This window comes from Puniceicoccales bacterium (assembly GCA_031255005.1).
In the GTDB taxonomy this organism is placed as follows: domain Bacteria; phylum Verrucomicrobiota; class Verrucomicrobiia; order Opitutales; family LL51; genus JAIRTH01.
Genome location: JAIRTH010000011.1, coordinates 20,257 through 36,805 on the forward strand (window position 1 = coordinate 20,257; position 16,549 = coordinate 36,805).

Annotated in this window: 15 protein-coding genes and 5 tRNA genes; 15 read left to right on the top strand and 5 right to left on the bottom strand. The window is 39.5% G+C overall.

The window, feature by feature from the left end:
• The first annotated feature begins 3 nt into the window (after window positions 1–3).
• The 11 genes from LBH49_01210 to LBH49_01260 all read left to right on the top strand — a co-directional run bounded on the left by LBH49_01210 (window position 4) and on the right by LBH49_01260 (window position 6,602).
• Window positions 4–372 carry a DUF721 domain-containing protein gene (locus tag LBH49_01210; protein MDR0351254.1) on the top strand — a complete coding sequence of 123 codons (369 nt, stop codon included), beginning with the start codon at window positions 4–6 and terminating at the stop codon, window positions 370–372.
• 7 nt (window positions 373–379) lie between these two features.
• Window positions 380–1,762 (top strand): hypothetical protein, encoded by a 1,383-nt coding sequence (locus LBH49_01215; GenBank protein MDR0351255.1) that lies wholly within the window; start codon window positions 380–382, stop codon window positions 1,760–1,762.
• A complete protein-coding gene (locus tag LBH49_01220; protein MDR0351256.1) occupies window positions 1,762–2,253 on the top strand; it encodes a nucleoside deaminase in 492 nt (163 codons plus the stop codon). Before LBH49_01215 ends, LBH49_01220 begins: the two co-directional genes overlap by 1 nt.
• Before the next feature lie 67 nt (window positions 2,254–2,320).
• Window positions 2,321–2,406, top strand: a tRNA-Leu gene (locus LBH49_01225).
• Window positions 2,407–2,417: 11 nt separating this feature from the next.
• Window positions 2,418–2,494, top strand: a tRNA-Pro gene (locus LBH49_01230).
• A gap of 392 nt (window positions 2,495–2,886) precedes the next feature.
• On the top strand, window positions 2,887–3,771 hold the full coding sequence (locus LBH49_01235) for a hypothetical protein (protein ID MDR0351257.1): 885 nt from the start codon (window positions 2,887–2,889) through the stop codon (window positions 3,769–3,771).
• Window positions 3,772–3,956: 185 nt separating this feature from the next.
• The gene (locus tag LBH49_01240; protein MDR0351258.1) at window positions 3,957–4,727 is read left to right on the top strand and encodes a HAMP domain-containing histidine kinase; all 771 of its coding nucleotides are present in this window, start codon (window positions 3,957–3,959) and stop codon (window positions 4,725–4,727) included.
• A gap of 25 nt (window positions 4,728–4,752) precedes the next feature.
• Window positions 4,753–5,142 carry a response regulator gene (locus LBH49_01245; protein MDR0351259.1) on the top strand — a complete coding sequence of 130 codons (390 nt, stop codon included), beginning with the start codon at window positions 4,753–4,755 and terminating at the stop codon, window positions 5,140–5,142.
• 74 nt (window positions 5,143–5,216) lie between these two features.
• Window positions 5,217–5,306 (top strand) — tRNA-Ser (locus tag LBH49_01250).
• 298 nt (window positions 5,307–5,604) lie between these two features.
• Window positions 5,605–5,681: transfer RNA gene (locus tag LBH49_01255), tRNA-Glu, on the top strand.
• 453 nt (window positions 5,682–6,134) lie between these two features.
• Window positions 6,135–6,602 (top strand): hypothetical protein, encoded by a 468-nt coding sequence (locus LBH49_01260; protein ID MDR0351260.1) that lies wholly within the window; start codon window positions 6,135–6,137, stop codon window positions 6,600–6,602.
• Window positions 6,603–6,628: 26 nt separating this feature from the next.
• Here the strand turns inward: LBH49_01260 and LBH49_01265 are convergent, their stop codons facing one another.
• On the bottom strand, window positions 6,629–7,783 hold the full coding sequence (locus LBH49_01265) for a GspE/PulE family protein (protein MDR0351261.1): 1,155 nt from the start codon (window positions 7,781–7,783) through the stop codon (window positions 6,629–6,631).
• Window positions 7,784–7,939: 156 nt separating this feature from the next.
• Between LBH49_01265 and LBH49_01270 the strand changes: the two genes are divergently transcribed.
• A complete protein-coding gene (locus tag LBH49_01270; protein ID MDR0351262.1) occupies window positions 7,940–9,745 on the top strand; it encodes a site-2 protease family protein in 1,806 nt (601 codons plus the stop codon).
• Between the two features lie 31 nt (window positions 9,746–9,776).
• On the opposite strand, the gene LBH49_01275 is transcribed toward LBH49_01270, so the two are convergent.
• Window positions 9,777–9,853, bottom strand: a tRNA-Val gene (locus tag LBH49_01275).
• Window positions 9,854–9,970: 117 nt separating this feature from the next.
• Here LBH49_01275 and LBH49_01280 point away from each other — a divergent pair.
• Together LBH49_01280 and LBH49_01285 are read left to right on the top strand one after the other, a co-directional pair.
• On the top strand, window positions 9,971–12,466 hold the full coding sequence (locus LBH49_01280; GenBank protein MDR0351263.1) for a DNA translocase FtsK: 2,496 nt from the start codon (window positions 9,971–9,973) through the stop codon (window positions 12,464–12,466).
• Window positions 12,467–12,546: 80 nt separating this feature from the next.
• The gene (locus LBH49_01285) at window positions 12,547–13,275 is read left to right on the top strand and encodes a sugar transferase (GenBank protein ID MDR0351264.1); all 729 of its coding nucleotides are present in this window, start codon (window positions 12,547–12,549) and stop codon (window positions 13,273–13,275) included.
• Between the two features lie 26 nt (window positions 13,276–13,301).
• Here LBH49_01285 and LBH49_01290 read toward each other — a convergent pair whose 3' ends face one another.
• Window positions 13,302–14,096 (bottom strand): ABC transporter ATP-binding protein, encoded by a 795-nt coding sequence (locus LBH49_01290; protein ID MDR0351265.1) that lies wholly within the window; start codon window positions 14,094–14,096, stop codon window positions 13,302–13,304.
• Window positions 14,097–14,228: 132 nt separating this feature from the next.
• Here LBH49_01290 and raiA point away from each other — a divergent pair, with 132 nt between their 5' ends.
• Window positions 14,229–14,534: a ribosome-associated translation inhibitor RaiA gene (raiA, locus tag LBH49_01295; protein MDR0351266.1), complete on the top strand. Its 306-nt coding sequence runs from the start codon at window positions 14,229–14,231 to the stop codon at window positions 14,532–14,534.
• 11 nt (window positions 14,535–14,545) lie between these two features.
• Here raiA and LBH49_01300 read toward each other — a convergent pair whose 3' ends face one another.
• Together LBH49_01300 and dprA are read right to left on the bottom strand one after the other, a co-directional pair.
• On the bottom strand, window positions 14,546–15,346 hold the full coding sequence (locus tag LBH49_01300) for an RNA methyltransferase (GenBank protein MDR0351267.1): 801 nt from the start codon (window positions 15,344–15,346) through the stop codon (window positions 14,546–14,548).
• A 50-nt stretch (window positions 15,347–15,396) separates the two neighbouring features.
• The gene (dprA, locus tag LBH49_01305) at window positions 15,397–16,515 is read right to left on the bottom strand and encodes a DNA-processing protein DprA (GenBank protein ID MDR0351268.1); all 1,119 of its coding nucleotides are present in this window, start codon (window positions 16,513–16,515) and stop codon (window positions 15,397–15,399) included.
• Between the last annotated feature and the right edge of the window lie 34 nt (window positions 16,516–16,549).

The following is a 16,549-nucleotide window of genomic DNA, read 5'->3' on the forward strand; positions in this document are numbered from 1 at the left end:
TTTATGGAATTTTCCAGGGAAATTAACAATTTGATCGCTGATTTTCGTAATTTACCTCAGGATGAGTCCTGTGCAATTTTTCACAGAGAAGTTTTGATGCATGACGCACTGAAGTGTCTATGTGCCATGTATTTAAAAAATTCGCTGAAATCTATGAATAGTAATTTAGTTGCTAATTGGGAACAGATTGTAGGGGGCGACTATGCTAGGTATTGTTTTCCGTCTAAAATTTTACCCAATGGTATGTTGGTGGTAAATGTTAGTAACAGTGTGATTCGCAGTGAGTTATGTTTTAAAGCGTCGGAGATTATTTCCAGAATAGGTAAAATTGGCTGTTGTGACCGTGTTTGCTCGATGAAATTCATACTTTGATGGACAAATGAGCGATGAACTGGTTGACTTTTGGTGCAAAAATCTTCCTGTCCAAGCAGTGATTTTAACCAATTCCGTTATTTTATCCGTGTTGCTTGTTCTCATTCTTAGTATGGTTAGGGTGAATGTTGTCATTGCGTTGACTGCCAGTGCGTTAATAGGCGGAATGGTGGATGGATTTAGCTTTGAAAAGGCGTTGGAAATTTTTTCCAATGGCCTTGGAGATGGCGCGAAAATTGCTCTGAGCTACGCTATGCTTGGAGCCTTTGCTGCGGCGGTTGCCCATTCAGGCATTTCGGTGATGCTGGCAGATAGGATAATTTTGTCGATAAAAAATGCTTCGGCGAGGGATAGCGAATGCACAAAATTTAAAATAATCATATTGGTTGCGATTGGTCTAATGTCGATTTTGTCTAAAAATGTCATTCCGGTTCATATCGCCTTCATTCCCATATTGATACCACCATTGCTTGGCGTATTTTCAAAATTAAAAATAGACCGTCGGCTGGTGGCCTGTATTATAACTTTTGGCCTGGTTGTTGCCTATATGGTTGTGCCCTATGGAGTTGGGCATATTTTTTTAAATAATATTTTGCTGCATAATCTAAATCTTAATGGGATGGAAGCGTCAATGAAAGAATTGATGCTGGGCATGATTTTTCCTACCATTGGCATGGTAATTGGGCTGATTTCTTCCTGTCTGATGTACCATAAACCACGGGAGTACAATGCTATAAATGACGATCGATGTAAACTCAATGAGAAGGAGGGTTCATTTAAAAATATCTTGGTGTCGATCATTGCAATTATCATTTCGTTGGCCATCCAGTTGAAAACAAAGAGTACCATTGCCAGTGCTTTGGGCGGTTTTTTGGTGTTTTCTGTGGGAGGTGTTGTTCACTGGATGGATTCAGATAATGTTGTGACTCAAGGGTTTAAGATGATGGCTATGATGGCATTCATAATGATAGCTGCGGCTGGTTACAGCGCCGTTATTCGGTCGACCGGCGATATTGGAGAGTTGGTGAATTGGCTTGCTTCCGGTTCCACAGGTGGCAAAGCCATGGTTTCTTTTGGTATGTTAATGATTGGCTTGCTCATTACCATGGGCATTGGCTCTTCATTTTCCACCGTTCCGATCATTACTAGCATCTATGTGCCGTTATGTATGAAGTTGGGATTCAGTACGTTAGCGACCATAACAATAGTTGCATCTGCGAGTATTACCGGTGATGCCGGAGCGCCGGTGTCAGACACAATGCTTGGTGCCACATCGGGGCTTGGTGCCGACGGCCAGCACGATCACATCTGGGATACCACAATCCCGGCGTTCATTCATTTTAATTTTCCGGTCATAATTCTAGGCTGGATTGGCTCATTGGTGTTGTGATGGAACCGTGTCCTTTTGAGAAAAAATTTTTATCGGTGCTGAGGAAAGATGATTTGTATTTTATGTCATTGGCCTACAATGAGGCAATAGATGGATGGAATGAAAACGAAATTCCTATTGGTGCGGTTATTGTTTTTGGCAACCAGGTAATTGCTTCGTCTCATAATAGTGTATGTAAGCTCGTTGATCCTACTGCCCATGCGGAGATGTTAGCTATCACTCAGGCGGCCAAGGCGATAGGTGATTGGAGGCTTAATGAAACTAGACTTTACGTGACAAAAGAGCCGTGTCCCATGTGTTCTGGTGCGGTGATAATGTCGAGAATCGGCGAGGTGATTTTTGGCTTTGGTGATGGTAAAATGGGCTGTCTTGGCGGTGCTATCGATCTGCGTTCCATCGATAAAATTAATCATCGACCAATGGTTCGTGGCGATGTTATGGCAACCGAATGTTATGCGCTGATCAGAGATTTTCTTGAACGAAAACGATGATTAGATCTAAAATTGTTCATGCAAGTTCTTGCAAGTGGTAGCGAATTTTCATCATCCACAACGCATTGCCCGGGTGGCGGAATGGTAGACGCTGAGGACTTAAAATCCTTTGTCCGTTAGGACGTGCGGGTTCGAGTCCCGCCTCGGGCACCATCAATTTACTTCGGGATGTAGCTTAGTCTGGTAGAGCGCTACGATCGGGACGTAGAGGTCGCTGGTTCGAATCCAGTCATCCCGACCAGAGTTTTAAGTTGTTGGCATGGATAGGGTTGCGAATAATTTTCTTCGGATGGAAATTTTTCATAATACCCATTCGGGCCATTAATCAGACCTCAGAATAGATTCTGGGATTTGGTTTCCATGGTGCATGGGTAATTGGCGTGTCGTAATAATTTTGAAATGGAAGTAAGTCGTTGAAGCGCACGGATTTGCTGATTGGATAAAAGAGCCTTGAGAGTTGAGGAAGAATTTTTTCATGGTCAAATCTAAATCGAAAAATCTAAAGGAAGAATCACAGAAATTGCTGTGAAAATGGTAAGTTCTGGTACAATGCCAGTTCCATTGGTGCGATAAACCAGTTTGCCGCTGTAAAACCTTGACCGTATTTTTTAATTTTATACAATGCGTTTAGAGATGGATGGCGCCAATTCTTTAGAAAATTTTTTAGAATCAAAGGTTTTACCAGTGTTAGGCAATGCCTTCAGAGACATAGCTAATGTGAAAATTGATATGCCAAAATCCTGCAGGTTGGTTACGGAGATAGATGGGCTGTATGCTAGCCCGGAGGAGTTCATTAAAAGATCGAAAGATTTTGATAATGCTTTCATTGGCAATGACATACGTGTAATTTTTGTCCATGAGGATAGAAGCCGTGAAGTTATTGGAAAACTGGTTACAAAGATTATGTTTAGCCGTGCCAATGGTCGCGATTTCGTTGTTATAACGATGGATTCGGATTTTGATAAAAATTTTCGAGATATGGAGCCGTTGGTAATTGGCTTTGATGGAATTATAAGTGCCTATATTAAAAGCTTTAGAGAAGAAAATGACACCAGTTACTCCGTGTATTTTGAACTTTGCAACAAATTTTTTGTATCAAAGCTAGCCATTAGGCTTGGTTTTTTCCCTGGTTGGCTGGATCATATTATGGCCAGCGGCAAATCCTATGATCATTTGAAAGCCCATTCATTGTTTTTGATTGATAAGTTCTTGGATATCAAGGATTGTAACTCAATTCCCATCGATACGTTGGTTTCCTGTTACAGCAAAATTGAAAAACAGGATATCGGCCCTGGAGTTGTGCCGCAAAATTGGCCAGACGGTTCCGTGTCCATGGTATTTTACTATCCAATTTGGAACAGGGATATGAACATTGAAAGTATGTATAAGATGGAAGGCGACTTCTGGAACAGAAATGCGCCGGGCAATACAAAAATTTTGCTTGATGAATTTTCTAAAAAATATGTCAATCGATTGCTAACCAAGGATGTTGTATTGAAAATTCTCGCCCAAAGATAGGCAATTTTGATGGGTGGCTGATGGTTTGGTTGGCGTCGACATGGATGTATTTTTAAAAAAATTGTTTAATATTTGATTAAAAAATGTTAAAAATTGCTAAAGTAGATATTATACTTGATAATAGTCATTAGGTTGTATCTATTGCTAGGCATATATTATTGATGTGCAATATTTTATTTTTTTGTATGTTTTTACTCGGTTTGGCTGTATGTGTCATTGTATTTCAATGCATAACCATGCGAAATCTCATGCGGCATTTGCGCAAGGAGCGAGAATCTAATATGATGAAAGGGGCGTTTGTCGGCCTAATATCTCATGAATTTCGAACGCCGATGGCTACGATAAGAGCGTCAGCTGATTTGGTTGCAAAGTTTCGCAACAGACTGAGGCCAGAGGAAGTTGATGATAGTTTGAAAAACATATCTGACTGCGTTGTTCGTATGACCAGCATGATGGATGATATTCTGTTTCTTGGCAAGGTGCAGAATAATCAGATAAAATTTTACACAAAACAAGTCGATATTGTGGCTTTGTTCCACGAAATAGTTAGAGATGTGGACAATGCTTCGGGGAATAGGCGTGTTGTGATGACGAGCAATGTGGGGGCAAAGTGTGATCTAATGCTTGACCAGATGCTGATATATCACATAGGCGCGAATTTACTTAGTAATGCATTAAAATATTCCGGAAAGGATAAAAAAGTTGAGTTATATGTTGGTCTAGATGAAGGGTTTTTGATCATAAAGGTTACGGATCATGGCATTGGTATTCCGAAAAATGAAATCGAAAATTTGTTTGACTTATTTCATAGGTGTTCGAATGTGGGCGGCAAATCTGGCATAGGTATGGGATTGTTTATGATCAGGCAATGTGTTTCATTGCATGGAGGGACTGTGACATTGCAAACATTAGAAAATGTTGGCTCGACATTTACTGTAAAAATCCCGATAGAGTGATGGAGCAAGTAATTCAATGAAAGTAATGAAAAAAGTTTTGTTTATAGATGACGATAAGGTGTTTTTAGATACGCAATCTAAGTTTTTGGCATTGAGCGGGTTTGATGTGATGAAGTCCATGGAGGGCTTGGACGGATTAGATAGTCTCGAACGGGAAACGCCGGATATTATTATTTGTGATATAAAGATGGAAAATTTTAATGGTTTTGATTTTTTGAATAAATTTTCGCAAACTCGGTTTTTCCACAAAATACCATTTTTATGCATAAGTGGTTATACCGCAGAAGGTATGGCTGCAAAGTGCGTGAATTGTGGTGCCGATGGATATCTGAAAAAACCTATTGATTGTGATATACTTATCTATGCAATTTTTGCACTTATTCTCTATTATTCCGGTGAATTGAAAATGGCATAGAATGCTATTGATTTTCTTTTTTTGAGAGTTTTCCTATTGACCATTGGCCAAAAAAATCACTTGTTTGTACAAACGGAGAGATGACAGAGCGGCCGATTGTGCAGCACTGGAAATGCTGTGTACCAGTAATGGTACCGAGGGTTCGAATCCCTCTCTCTCCGCCAGGGATTTATAATTCTGGGCTGTGGCTATTATCTGATAGAAAATTTTTGCCCTGGTTCCGAATGAAGGAATCGAAACATTCAGTTTAGATATTTTCAAAATTTTTCACTAGACTTAAGGGCAGCAATGATGGGGGTGTCAATGGAATGGTGCTGTTTTGGTGAGTCCAATGAAAATTATATGGAATGTGAATTTTTTTTAAAATCAATGGTAGAAGGCAAGAAATAATCACCATATTGTTTTTTTATTTTAGAAAAAACTTGCAAAATATCTAATAGCCGTAGGGTGCAAATATTACTTGTCCCGTTCGTCTAGTCGGTCCAGGACACCGGATTTTCATTCCGGCAACATGGGTTCGAATCCCATACGGGATGCCAGCATTTGATTTTTTTATATTTTTTATGAAATGTATGTTATGTGATAAATATTTTTGTTGACATTTGTGTAAAATGCATGTTGTATTATCTAATGAAAACAATTAATAGGCTTTATAAATCATCATGTGCGGCTTCTGAGTTTTTTTTATCCAATTGTACTAAAAGTAGTTAGAGCAAAAATGCGAAGAGTTATTTGATGAAATTGGTTTTATGGTTTTCAAAGTAGGTGGTGAGGTGGATTGAGTAGTATTAGAAAGGAGGATTTGTTAAAATAGATAAAAATTATTGATATTGGAGTTAGTGGCAAAGATATTGAGCTATATAAGTATTTAGTTCCATCGATAGGCCATTTATTTTGTGGGATTTACTGTTTGGATTTTAAACCGCAGATCATTTAGATGAGAATATTTTCGTTGATATTTTTCGTTGTTTTTATATCCTATAAAAACGATTATGAATAAGGCGATTGTTTATTTTTGTTTGATGATTGGCTTATTTCTTGGTATAGAAAAGTCTTATGCAATAAAAAGTTTTGCGATAGTCGAAAGCTATAATGGTAGTGTTTTTGAAGGTATACTTTTACTGTATAGTAGTGGAGATTATAAATATGAATTGCCATCCATTGATTGGTCGGATCCAGAAAGTGAGATTAATAATGGATGTGAATATATAAAAAATCAAATTGGGTGTAATGTCTGCTATTCGATGCTATTTACCAGGCTATTTGCCAGAGCAGAGCCAGAGCCTAATGATGATAGGTTTATTATTTTTACCATACTTCCTGGGGAGCGTCCAGAAAAAGGAGAGATATTTTCGGCTGAAAAAATCACTAATATATGCGAAAAAGGCAAAATAGATGTGCAATGTATTGACAAGCTTATAGCAATTGCAAGGCCATGGTCGTCTCTGAATAGACATTAAAATAGACTATATATTTGATGGTCAAATTATACCTTATCTAGCTCTTGGATAGTGGTTTGTCCGTTTTTTACGGCAATCATTGCCTGGGTTTTCAGTGGTATGAGGCCTTGGATCGTTGATATTTTTTGCAAACTTTCCAATGAGGCCATGTTTCTTATGGCTTGTTTGATTTCTTTGTCAATGTCCAGCCATTCGTATATGCCGAAACGTCCGGAGTATCCGCTGTGGTTACATTTCGGACAGCCGTGGCCAATATAACATTCGCAACCAGCAAGTTCTGGATATTTTACTGTGGTGTTTTTTTCAATAAATATTTTCTTTTTGCAATTTTCGCATATTTTGCGCAAGAGCCTTTGGGCGAGAATTCCACGTATGGTGTCGGATATTAAAAACGGTTCTATTCCCATATCAATGAGTCTTGTTATTGCGCCTGGAGCGTCGTTTGTGTGCAATGTGCCGAGGACTAGATGTCCCGTAAGTGCCGCTTGTATAGCGATTTTTGCTGTAATTGAGTCTCTCAGCTCTCCTATCAAAATTTTGTCTGGGTCATGTCTTAGGAATGCGCGTAGAGCTTTTTCGAAAGATAGTCCAATATCATCTCGTACGTTAACTTGCACCATGCCATCGATTTCGTATTCCACTGGATCTTCGATGGTTAGAATTTTCGTCGCTTCATCATTTATTTCGTGCAATGCACTATAAAGTGTGGTGGTTTTGCCACTGCCCGTTGGACCAGTTGTCAATAAGATTCCAGAGCCTGACCTTAAATTCTCTCGGATTTTTGTCAATATATTTTGAGAAATTCCCATTTTATCTAGGTTAAAATGCCAGGAAGTTTTATCCAATATGCGCAGGACAACGCTTTCGCCGTATTGAGTTGGCAGGGTGGAGACGCGAAAGTCTACGATTCGATCCAAGTAGATTTTTTCAATGTGGCCATCCTGTGGTAGTCTTTTTTCCGCAAGATCCAGACTGGCAAGGGTTTTTATTCTTGAAATTATCGCATCGCCCAGATGTCTATCTGGTGCAGGCAGCTCTTGCAGGACGCCATCTATTCGTAATCTTATCGCAACGGAGTCTGCAAATGTTTCGAAATGAGCATCCGAGGCCTTGTGGGCGATGGCGTGTTCCAAAACATGGTCCACGAATTTTATTATTGGAGATTCATTATCGAAAGACATACATTTATCTTAACATCTGTGGCATGAACCAGATACGCCTTGATGATCAGGATTTTGAGTAACAAAATTTTTATGTCAAAATGTTTTGTTATTTTGAAATTATAATATTGTTTCTGGACTTTATTAGAAACTTAAGTATTAGTCCACAATTATTTTATGTATTTTGAGACTTTTGGATCTTTATTGTCTGGGCTTTGGTCATGCATTTGTGTCATAGTATTTTTTGGTGGCTCCATCGTTATTCATGAACTTGGGCACTATCTTGCCGCAAGGAGGTTAGGGTTTTTCATACCGAGGTTTTCCATCGGCTTTGGGCCAAAGATATTTTCTTGGAGGCGAAGAGAGACAGAATTTCGGTTGTCACTGTTGCCGTTTGGTGGCTATGTTGCTCTGCCGCAATTGGCTGAAATGAAAGAAATAGAGGGTGAATTTAAAATTCCCGATGGTTTGCCGATGCCAACCTGCATGGGTAAAATAATTGTGGCATCCATGGGTGTGATATTCAATCTGATATTTGCGTTTATACTGGCGTCGATCATTTGGATTGTTGGATGTGAGAGGCCGAGCAGTTTGATGACGAATATCATTGGTTATGTGCACGAGGAAATTCAGATCAGAAATGGCCAAAATGTTAGTGGACCTGCTCATGTGGCTGGTCTAAAACCTGGTGACGAAATTCTAAGCATAGATGGTAATCGTGTTAAAAGTTTTTCTGAGATAATGACTTGCATCGTGCTTGGCACTAATCGAAGTCCGGATGATCGACCATTGTCGGTGTTGCAGATTCGGCGGGCAGGAGATATTTTTAATGTGAATGTTTATCCAGAGCTTGTGGTGAAAAACGAAGCTTCGGGCGATTCCATGCGTACCATAGGAATAGAAATGGCTCAGAAATTGATTGTCCATAAGGTACTTAAGCACACTCCTGCAGAAAAAGCTGGCCTACGTAGTGGTGATATTATTTTGAAAATTGACGATAATGATGTTTTTTCCGTCACACAGTTGAATGAGATTATTAATTCTGGAAATGAGTCGCATTTTATGACTATCCAATCAGGGAATGATCAAAAATCGTTGATGCTGAAATCTATAGCTATGCCATCGAAGAAGCCCTATATTAAATTACAGTTTGATGGCTGCTCTATGGAGATTTATCCAGATTATGTCAATAACCAAAGTGTAAGCGATTTATTTAACGACGGGATGGTTTGTAAGTTGTTGGAATGGAAGCGCTCGGAAGGCGATAAATCCAATAAAGCCGTGGAGATCGGCAGCAGACTTGTTTCGGTGAGTTCTAAAAAAGTAGCAACGATGGCTGATTTGGTATTTATTTTGAAAAATACTAAAAATCCAGAATTTAAGTTTATATCAAAAAAAGGTTCCATCATGGAGGTTAGTTATGGGGATATAAAAGCTATGGAACTTATGCAGCCGGAGAAGGTCAATAGCATTGGCGTCATTTTTTTCGAGGGTACGACTTTGGTTCATCACGATCCACTATCGCAGGTGTTCGACAATATTAAAAACACTTTGATGACACTTAGGGGTTTGGTTTCGAGGAGGTCCGATGTGTCATTAAAAAATTTGATGGGTCCTCCGGGCATAATAAAGACACTTAACATGTTTGCATTGAGCGACTTTAGGTTATTATTGCTTTTTGTGATCACGTTGAATGTTAATCTTGCCATATTGAACATTTTGCCGATTCCGGTATTGGATGGCGGGCAAATTTTGATGACGATTGCCGAAAAAATGATTGGAAAAAATTTATCTGGAAATATTGCAGCGGCGATCCAGTTTTGGTTCATGATTTTATTTATGTTGCTCATTGTGTATGTTAGTTTTTTTGATATTCGAAGGTTTTTTGGTGACCATGCCGATGATATTGAAATAAAAAAGCGCATTAAATTGATGTTGCCGGAGCAGATCATTTGGAATGGCATGCCTCAGTCAGAGCAATAAATTATTGCGCATAGGTTTTTGAATTAGAAGCTGGTGGGAGATACTGGGCTCGAACCAGTGACCTCTTGCGTGTCATGCAAACGCTCTAACCAACTGAGCTAATCCCCCTCTCTTTTGCCAGAGAACTAATTTAGGTGGCCGGATCAAGAAAAATGTACAGTTATGTTGATTTGTTGAAAATTTATACTCTACTGTAAGGTGTTAACTAGGAATCAGATAAGGGTTATGAGCTTAGAATCGGAAAAGCATAGTCGGGCCAGAGAAGTATTTCAAGGAATCATTCTTTTTGTGGTTGGGTTGCTAATGGCCATTGCATTATTTGGTTTTGATCCGAATCAGAGTCGGCTGGTCAGTACAGAAGCCATTGATACGCAATTGCATAGAAGTTTAATTAGTGGGCTAGGCATTTCTTTTTCGTTTTGGGTTAACCGGTTCGTTGGGTTTGCAAGTTTTACGATTCCATTATTTTTGCTATGGTTTTCCTCTGTAATATTATTCAAATTGCCGCGGGTATTTTCAAAATTTGTTTGGATTTATTCATTTTTCGCTATTTTGGCGCTGGCAGGATTGTTTTCGATTTTTCATATATATCTTCTTAATGGAAAAGTTCTTACAGGGTTTTTTGATAACAAATTTTCAGCTGGATTGGGCGGGATAATTGGTACAAAAATATTCGATCAATTTTTGATGCCATTGGTTGGATTATTTGGCAGTTTTGCTGTGTTATTGGCGATATTTTTAGCCAGCGCGTGGCTGATTTTTAGAAGAACAAAGTCTATGGAGGATGGTGAAAAAAAAAGTCCGCAGCTGTTAAAGTGGATAAAAAAAGTATGTAATTTTCTATGGCGTTTTGCATCTCGTTTATTGCTTGTATGTTATGGATTTACTAAAAAAACATTTTTGGCGATTTTATCGGCTGAAAGAGCTATGGTTTCCTGGATTAGGGCGAAAAAGCTAGGCAAATCCGTGGCGACGGATTTTGCTTTGGATCTTTCCAAAAGCCAACCGATGGATTCACCAAAAGACGATGTGATTATTTCCGGAGCTGGAGGAAAAGAACTTGATGGAGCTGAGATGGCTGATTTTACTTCGAATTTTTCTGAAAATTTGCCAAAGAGTTTACCAAAAGACGATGTGATTATTTCTGGAGCTGGAGGAAAAGAGCTTGATGGAGCTGGGATGGCTGATTTTACTTCGAATTTTTCTGAAAATTTGCCAAAGAGTAACGCCGCAAATATATCTATCACTAGCCCTTTGGTGGAGTCTGTTGTGGTTAGGGATTCGCGTAAAGTCGGTGATTATGTGTTTCCTGGCACCGAGTTGCTGGAGCGTGGAAGTCTGAACCTTGTATCGAACGATGATCATGAAGTTGTTGCAGCTAGGCTTGTTAACATACTTGCTGAATTTGGTGTATCAGTAAGGCCGAGCGAAATTCATCGTGGTCCAGTCATAACCAGATATGAAATTTTGCCGGAGCCGGGTGTTAGGGTAGAAAAAATTGTGAGTTTAGATAAAAATATTGCCCTTGGGTTGGCAGCCAAATCTGTACGAATCATCGCACCGGTCCCTGGGAAAAGCTGTGTTGGCGTGGAACTGCCTAATAGAGAACCGGTTACAGTGAGGCTGAGAGAAATCTTAGAATCCAAAGCCTGGGCCGAAATGCGTGCAGATATTCCGATTGTGCTTGGCCGCGGGGTTACTGGTGAGCCAATTATAGCAGATTTAGCCAAGATGCCACATTTATTGATTGCCGGGTCAACGGGCTCTGGTAAGACAGTTTGCATAAATGCGGTCATTGCTTCGTTGCTATTCCATGGTTCGCCAGACGACCTTAGGTTTATAATGGTTGATCCAAAAATCGTTGAGATGCAAACGTTTAACGATTTGCCTCATATGCTAATTCCTGTGGTTACGGACCCAAAAAAGGTTCCCAATGCTTTGAAATGGTTGATATCGGAGATGGAAAATCGCTATCAGATATTTGCAAAGGTAGGTGTTAGAAATATAGCCAGTTTTAATGCAAAAATTTGCAATGGACAGCTAAAAGAGCCTCTGATGGAAGGAGATGAGGTACATGGTTTGATGGGGAAAAAGATGCCATACATTGTTTGTATAATAGACGAATTAGCGGATTTGATGATGGTGGCGCCGGGTGACATAGAGACTTGCATTGCCAGATTAGCTCAGTTAGCGCGGGCAGCAGGTATTCATTTAATCCTTGCTACACAACGACCTTCGGTGAATGTGATCACAGGAATAATAAAGGCAAATCTTCCGAGCCGGATTGCTTTTAAAGTGGCTTCCAAGGTCGACAGCCGGACAATTCTTGATGTTGGTGGAGCAGAATCCCTTCTTGGTCAAGGAGATATGTTGTTTTTGCCTCCTGGCTCAGGTGGGTTATTGCGGGCCCAAGGTGCTTTGGTTTCCGATGATGAAATAAATGCCATTGTTAGATTTTTGCATGCTACCAATGGGGCACCGAAGTACGAGGAAGCGGTGCAAGAGCGCATAGAGATTGGCGACCTGGAGGATGGTGATGATGGTGAAGGATGGGAGGATAATATGATTCCTAAGGCCTTGGAAATCATACGCTCTAATGACAAGGCATCCATTTCGTTTTTGCAAAGAAAGCTAAAAATAGGTTATAATCGGGCTGCGAGGATCATGGATACTTTGAAAGAAAAAGGTCTAGTTCCTTCTGGTGAAGATATCCAGGATTAGCTTTGGCGATTGATTTATAAGGTCTTTTGTATTAGCGAATTAAGTGTTGCGAATTTTTCAATTTTTGATAACATCAAATTATGGATGTGAAGGTAGAAAGGTTTCTGAGATTCCTGGAAGTCATTTCTAGTATTTTTATTGCGATTGCGCTCTTGCCAATCATGTTCATAGTAGCCGCCCTGTCCAGATTGGAAATTAAAAAGGTTAGTATTTTTTTTCTCCAAGAAAGAATTGGAAAAGATGGTAAGCCGTTCAATATAATAAAGTTCAGAACGATGCGCCGAACCATTGCAGATGCAGAAGATGATGGTATTTTAAATTCATTCACAGAAAAATTGGTTACGAAATTTGGCAAATTTTTGAGAAAAACTAGGTTGGATGAATTGCCGCAAATCTTCAATGTTATCAAAGGTGATATGAGTTTTATTGGTCACCGTCCGTTGACGATGAGTTTTTTTGACCTAATAAATAATGATGTGGAGTACAGAAAAATTTTGAAATTTAAGCCAGGAATCACTGGCTATGCGACGTTGAAAATCCTTGACTATGAAAATAATGTGCTGAGCAATGCTGAGAATAGGATCGATGCCTATAGGCGGTTTATTTTTCCAAAAAAAATGAAATATAATCTTGAGTACTTGAAAAAGAAGGGCTTATGGCTCGATATGAACATAATATTTATGACTGGCGTTGTATTTTGTAGGTACTTTGTTGCGGCATCAATGATGGCCATTGCTGATTTTTTTGATGAAAGTAAAGCAAAAAATATGCCCATTGTTGAAAAGAATAAGAAAGTTATCAAGCGTTAATATAAAATGCCGATGGAAATGTTTAACTACTTGGGATTCAATTTGTTTGGATTTCCAAGCTCCGGGACGCAGGCCAAAAGTTTTGCTGTGTATGGGCTTTTGGGATTTTTAAATATGGCATCAACGGTGTTTGTTTCTTCGATTTTGCCATTTAGCATTACCATGGCTCTGTCCGCGAACCCATTGATTATGCCGAAGTTATGAGTTATTAGCAGTATTGCTAATTCATATCTTTTTCGAATGTCTTTTAACAGATCCATGATTTGTTTTTGTATGGTCACATCTAGTGAGGTGGTCGGTTCATCGGCGATTAATAGTTTTGGTTTGCTGGCCAGTGCTATGGCTATCATCGCTCTTTGCTGCATGCCACCGCTAAGTTCATAGGGATAAGCATGATAGGTGCGCTCATTTGTTAGCCCAACCTCTGCCATAAGATTGATAACATTTCTTTTAGATTTCGGTTTCATTGATTCGCTGATTTGGTATCCTATGGTGAGAGAAGGGTTTAGCGCGAGATTTGGTTCCTGAAAAATGTACATTATTTTATTGCCTCGGTAGGTGGCCATATCTTTTTCAGAAATTGACAGTAAGTCTGTGCCTTCGAACATGATATGACCAGATATATCCATAATTTTTTTCTTGAATAGATTGGTTATGCTCAGTGCAACGGAGGTCTTACCACTACCACTTTCTCCAACAATTGCGAAAATTTCTCGAGGTTTAAGGTAAAATGAAATGTTGTTTATCGCCACTACGCCAGTGTTTTTGAAAATGACGTTCAAGTTGCGGACATCTAGTAATTTTTTTTTGTCGTCATGCATGATAAATTATTTATGGTGTGTATATTGCAGATCATGCGCTGGATCGCGTAATCGCAAATTTACATTCTTTCATGATTGCAAATAAAGTCCAGAAATTTTAAATTCAAATTGGATTACATAATATAGAAAAATATGGAAAAAGATATAATCGTATCCGGTGTGCATCTGACTTTAACGGAAGCACTTAAGCGAAATGTTCATGAAAAAGCAGAAAAATTGTTTAGGCATGGCGATGGCATAATTCGTATAAGAATTGAGTTGCAACATGAACAAAGTAAAGACCATAGCAGCGAATTCGTGGCCAAGGGGCATGTGGAAATTCATGGACCGGACATCGTTGCCACGGCTGCCAGTGAGGATCTATATAAATCTATAGATGTGCTCATGCAAAAGTTGGATCGGCAGTTAACGGACAGAGCGCATAGAGAAAAAAAATGACTTCAATTGTGCTATAAGTTTTGATGCCGTTGCCTAAGTGCTTCGTAAATAACTATGGCAGTTGCAGCAGAAACATTTAGCGAGTCTGATATACCCAATTGTGGAATTTTGATAGAAGTAGAATTTTCTTGATGCAGCCAAAAATCTGAGAGGCCATTGGCTTCATTTCCAACGATGATGGCCAAGTTTCCTTTTAAATTTTCATTCCAATAGATGCGATGAGCTTTGGGTGATGTGCTGAAAATTTTTATATCATTGGCTGTGCAAAATTTACCAAAGGCTGCGGAGGTGCAAAGTACCATCGGTACTGAAAATATGGCGCCTTGGGATGACCTTAGGGCATGGGGGTTGTACACATCGGTGGATGAGTCCAATATCACCACGGCATTTGCGTTGGCCGATTCGGCGGTGCGGACTATTGCGCCCAAATTACTAGGTTTTTCCAGGTTTTCTGTGGCTATTATTAAATAATTGCTGCTTCCTTGAATAGCATCCAATGATTTCGCAAATGGCTTCCCCACTCCCACCAAACCATCGCCATTTTCTCCTATGGATATTTTTTGGTAGGCCTGCTCACCAAGCTCAATCAATGGAATATTTTTTTTGGATAATTTTGTCAATAGATTATGAAATTTATCGCCAGTGAATAACTTCTGACAAAAGTATAATTCTGCCAGAAGTCCACTTTCAAAGGCCCTGGTGAGTTCCCGCCAGCCTTCGATCAGGTAGGTCTGGTACCGCTCTCGATGGGACCGCTTCTTCAACTTATCGAGAAATTTTATCTTTGGATTGTTCTTACTTTCTATGATCACTGGTTAAGTATCTTCTGCCAACTTGTTGCAAAAAAGCAATGCCAGCTGTTTCAAAAATTTGCGCAAAATGATCCATCGAGAGATCTTTTCACAAGTTGTTTTATTTCAAGGGTTTGTAATGACTTTAAAACCGATGCGGTAATCACTTGTGTATGGATCACTACGTCGTCAATGCTCGCATTTCCGTAGGATTTCAGAAAGTCAAATATTTGGCGTTCCACAGGGTCTGGAATTTCTATCTTTTCTTTTGGTATGTCAATGGAAAATTTCTGCTGTTTAGGAAAATTTATTTCTTCCAAAATGTCATCCACCGAAGTTACGAGCGTTGCTCCATTTCGGATCAATTCATTGCAACCTTCGCTGGAAAGCTGATCTATTCGGCCTGGCACGACAAATACATTTTTCCCTTGGTCATAGGCAATATTGGCCGTTATAATGCTGCCTCCATGCTTAGCCGTTTCGATGACAATTACGCTGCCACAAAGTCCTGAAATCAACCTATTTCGTATGGGAAAAGTCTGTTTGTCAGCCCACTTTTCCAGTTGAAATTCCGAGACAAGGCACCCGCGACCTGCAATTTTTTTATATAAATTGCTATTTTCGTAGGGGTAGATGACATCGATGCCGCAGCCAAGCACAGCGATCGTATCGCCACCGGCCGCCAAAGCCCCTTCATGGGCTGCCGTGTCTATTCCTTTGGCCATGCCGCTGATAATGCAAAATCCAAGGCTTGCCAGATTCATCGCGAATTCCGTCGCTATTTTTATACCGTAAAGTGTTGGTCTTCTTGTACCTACGATGGCTATACATCGAGAATTTAGCAATGATTTGTTGCCAATGCAATACAATCCTAGGGGAGGATCGTGTATATTTTTCAGTGATTTTGGGTAATTTTCATTGTCACAATGGCTGATAAAATCTCCTCTAATCGAAGCCAATTTCGTTTCGGTTTTGTGAATGTTGAAAAATAATTCCCACTTTAGTATATTATTTGCAATGGTTTCTGATACATGGCCAATTTCCATCAACTCCGCTTTTGTGGCTGAAAATATACTGCGCAGATTTTTTTGAAAGTTATTGTATAATCTAAAAAAAGTAATGCTGCCCAGGGCTGGGATGGCTCCCAGTATCATCATCAGCTGGGTATCGGTCAATCCATTCACACTCATTGGTAATTTCTCTCACGAAATTTTACTAATGTCA